At 61.9% G+C, this 3,767-nt stretch carries 3 protein-coding genes; all 3 read right to left on the bottom strand.

The features are described from left to right. Positions 1-78: 78 nt before the first annotated feature. From pcaD to WBB95_RS29590, 3 genes are read right to left on the bottom strand one after another with little or no spacing between them, the layout of a single operon-like run. Positions 79-870: a 3-oxoadipate enol-lactonase gene (gene pcaD / locus WBB95_RS29600; protein WP_424490818.1), complete on the bottom strand. Its 792-nt coding sequence runs from the start codon at positions 868-870 to the stop codon at positions 79-81. 10 nt (positions 871-880) lie between these two features. Continuing rightward, positions 881-2,245: a 3-carboxy-cis,cis-muconate cycloisomerase gene (locus tag WBB95_RS29595; protein ID WP_424490817.1), complete on the bottom strand. Its 1,365-nt coding sequence runs from the start codon at positions 2,243-2,245 to the stop codon at positions 881-883. Between the two features lie 10 nt (positions 2,246-2,255). Next, positions 2,256-3,551 carry an MFS family transporter gene (locus tag WBB95_RS29590; RefSeq protein WP_424490816.1) on the bottom strand — a complete coding sequence of 432 codons (1,296 nt, stop codon included), beginning with the start codon at positions 3,549-3,551 and terminating at the stop codon, positions 2,256-2,258. Positions 3,552-3,767 lie beyond the last annotated feature (216 nt).

The following is a 3,767-nucleotide window of genomic DNA, read 5'->3' as shown; positions in this document are numbered from 1 at the left end:
CTGCGAAGCAGCCCCAACCCTGACTGCATCGGGGCCGCTTCGCGCCCCAGCGCGGGGCAAGCCCGCTCACCACGAGGTTCAGTAGGCCAGCAGAAACTCCAGCACGCGGTCGCTGAAGGCCGCGCCGGCCTGCACATTGGACAGGTGCGCCGCGTAGAACTCGGCGTATTCGGCGCCCGGCACATGGGCCTGGATAAAATGACCGCCGGCAGGCGGTGTGACCGCGTCTTCACTGCCGGCGATCACCAGGGTCGGCACGGCAATCGACGCCAGCTGCTCACGAAAATCCGCATCGCGAACAGCCGCGCAGTTCGCGGCGTAGCCTTGCGGCGAAGTGGCGGCAAGCATGTCGGTAATCTGCTTGGCCTGGTGCGGGTTGGCCGCCGCGAAGTCGGCGGTGAACCAGCGCGCGATCGATGCATCGCGTAACGCGACCATCGCCGCCGCGCCATCGCGCAGGACCATTTCAATGCGCGGGTTCCAGACATCAGGCGTGCCGATCTTGGCGGCGGTGTTGCACACCACCAGCCGCTGCACACGTTCGCCGGCATTGATGCCCAGCCATTGGCCGATCAAGCCGCCCATGGACAGGCCGCAGAAATGCGCCCGCTGAATACCCAGCGCATCAAGCAGCGCGATCACGTCGTGACCGAGTTGTTCGATGCTGTAGGGGCCTTCGGTGACCAGGGATTTGCCGTGGCCACGGGTGTCGAAACGCAACACGCGAAAATGCTGGGTGAAGGCCGGAATCTGGATGTCCCACATGTGCAGGTCGGTGCCCAACGAGTTGGACAGCACCAGCATCGGCGCGTCGACCGGGCCGTCGAGTTGGTAATGCAGTTCGCCATCGGCGAGTTGTACAAATGCCACAAAGGCCTCCTTAGGCATTCAATCCAAAATGTTCGGTCACGGCGCGGCTCACCCAGGTTTGCGCCTGGCCCAGGTAATGGGCCGGGTCGAGCAAGCGGTCCAGTTCAGGCGCTGACAACTCCGCCGTGACCTGCGGTTCATCCACCAGTACCGCGCGCAAATGGCGCTGCTCTGCGACAGCGCGTTTGCAGCACTGCTCCAGCAAATGGTGCGCCGTCTCGCGCCCCAGGCGTTGGGCCAGCACGATGCTGACGGCTTCGGCCAACACCAGGCCTTGGGTCAAATCGAGGTTTTTTGCCATGCGCTCTGGGTCGACTTCCAACCCTTCGCTCACCAGCAGTGCCTGCTTCAAGGCGCCGGACACCAGCCGGCAAATCTCTGGCAGGGTTTCCCATTCGGCATGCCACAATCCCAAGCTGCGCTCGTGCTCCTGGGGCATGGCGCTGAACATCGTCGCCACCAGGCCAGGCACGCGAGTCGCGGCGCTGATCAGCACGGCTGCGCCGACCGGGTTGCGTTTGTGCGGCATGGTCGAGGAGCCGCCTTTGCCCGGCGCCGACGGTTCGAACACTTCCGCCGCTTCGGTCTGCATCAACAGGCTGATATCACGGCCCAGCTTGCCGAGGCTGCCGGCGATCAAGCCGAGCACGCTGGCGAATTCCACCAACCGGTCACGCTGGGTGTGCCACGGTTGCTCGGGCAAGCGCAGTTGCAACTCGGCGGCCAAGGCTTCGGCCACTGGCATGGCCTGCTCGCCCAGCGCTGCCAGGGTTCCGGACGCACCACCGAATTGCAGCACCAGCAGGCGCGGCTTCAGTTCAGCCAGACGTTGACGGCTGCGGGTCACCGCCCCCAGCCACCCGGCGATTTTCATCCCCAACGTGACCGGCGTTGCGTGTTGCAGCCACGTGCGCCCGGCCAAGGGCACGCGCGCGTACCTTTGGGCCTGAGCTGCCAATGTTTCACCCAACTGCGCCAAATCCGCTTCGATCAAGGCCATGGCGTGCTGCAATTGCAGGACCAGCCCGGTGTCCATCACATCCTGGCTGGTCGCGCCCAGATGCACATAACGCTCGGCGCCTGCGTCTTGCGCGGCAATCAGCTTGCCCAGCGCCTTCACCAGCGGAATCGCCGAATTCCCCGCCGTAGCAATCGCCACGCCGAGGGCATCCACGTCGTACAGCGAGGCCAGGCAGGCCTGGGCAATCGGTGCGACGGCGGCCTGGGGGATCAGGCCAACACGCGCCTGGGCCCGCGCAAGGCCCGCTTCGAAATCCAGCATGCCTTGCAGCCGCCCCTGATCGCAGAACACCTCGGCCATGCTGTCAGCAGTGAAATAAGCGTCGAACAGTTGATTGCTCGTGCGCAGTGTCATAACTCATTCCTTACAGATCGTGGTGCAAATACGCCGCCTGCTTCGGCAGGCGCAAGCTGAACAAGAAGGCAATCGCCATCATCACCGTCACGTACCAATAGAAGGTGTTTTCCATGCCGATGGATTTGAGGCTGAGCGCGACGAACTCCGCCGAGCCACCGAAGATCGCGTTCGCCACCGCATAGGCCAGGCCCACGCCCAAGGCGCGTACCTGTGGCGGGAACATTTCCGCTTTGACCAGGCCGCTGATGGAGGTGTAGAAGCTGACAATCGCCAGCGCCAGGGTGATCAGCACAAAGGCCAGGAATGGGCTGCTGACGGTTTTCAAGGTGAGCAGGATCGGCACCGTGAACAGCGTGCCGAGGCCCGCGAACCAGAGCATCGAATTACGTCGGCCGATCTTGTCCGCCAACATGCCGAACAACGGCTGCATGCACATGTAGAGGAACAGCACGCCGGTCATGATGTAACTCGACGTCTTGGCGTGCATGCCGACGGTGTTCACCAGGTACTTCTGCATGTACGTGGTGAACGTGTAGAAAATCAGCGAACCGCCAGCGGTGTAGCCCAGCACGGTGATAAACGCGGCTTTGTGATCACGGAACAGCGCGGCAATGCTGCCGGCGTCTTTGTCCTCACGCATTTCCTTGCTGGTGGTTTCTTTCAAGGTGCGACGCAGCAGCAACGAGATCACCGCCGCGATGGCGCCGATCACGAACGGAATCCGCCAGCCCCAGGCACGCAGTTCGTCCTCATTGAGGAACTGTTGCAGGATCACCACCACCAGCACCGCCAGCAGTTGCCCGCCAATCAGCGTCACGTACTGGAACGAGGCAAAAAAGCCGCGCTGGCCCTTCAGGGCGACTTCACTCATGTAGGTCGCGGTAGTGCCGTACTCACCGCCCACCGACAGGCCCTGGAACAGCCGTGCTATGAGCAGGAAAATCGGTGCCCAGATACCAATGTCTTTGTAGGTCGGCAAAAAGGCGATGACCAGTGAGCCGGCGCACATCATCAGCACCGAGATCATCATCGAGTTCTTGCGGCCGTGTTTATCGGCCACGCGGCCGAACAACCAGCCACCGATAGGGCGCATCAGGAAACCGGCGGCGAATACACCGGCGGTGTTGACCAGTTGCACGGTGGGGTTTTCCGACGGGAAAAACGCCGGGGCAAAGTAGATGGCGCAGAAGGCATAGACGTAGAAGTCGAACCATTCGACGAGGTTGCCGGAGGAGGCCCCGACAATCGCAAAAATCCGTTTGCGGCGTTCTTCTCCGGTGTAGTGATCCGTTGTTGTTGTCATGTTTTTTCACTCAGTGGGAACGGTTATAGCCTAGACATACTTTGCAACAACCATGTCATGCAAGCAGACTTTTGGATGATGAGCTGGCTTCAGGGCCTCATCGCGGCATAATTATCTACACATCGTTGTAGTGAGCGGGCTTGCCCCGCGCTGGGCTGCGAAGCGGCCCCAAACCAGGCGACCTGGTTCTATCTGGAACTCGGCGGAGTCTTTGTT

The organism is Pseudomonas sp. (assembly GCF_049645325.1).
In the GTDB taxonomy this organism is placed as follows: domain Bacteria; phylum Pseudomonadota; class Gammaproteobacteria; order Pseudomonadales; family Pseudomonadaceae; genus Aquipseudomonas.
Note: the sequence above shows the minus strand (reverse complement) of the source record. Positions and strands in the feature narration are given on the sequence as shown.

Bases quoted from the DNA above. Each gene is read 5' to 3' on its own strand.
- WBB95_RS29590 (WP_424490816.1), bottom strand. From the start codon at position 3,551: ATGACAACAACAACGGATCACTACACCGGAGAAGAACGCCGCAAACGG.
- WBB95_RS29595 (WP_424490817.1), bottom strand. From the start codon at position 2,245: ATGACACTGCGCACGAGCAATCAACTGTTCGACGCTTATTTCACTGCT.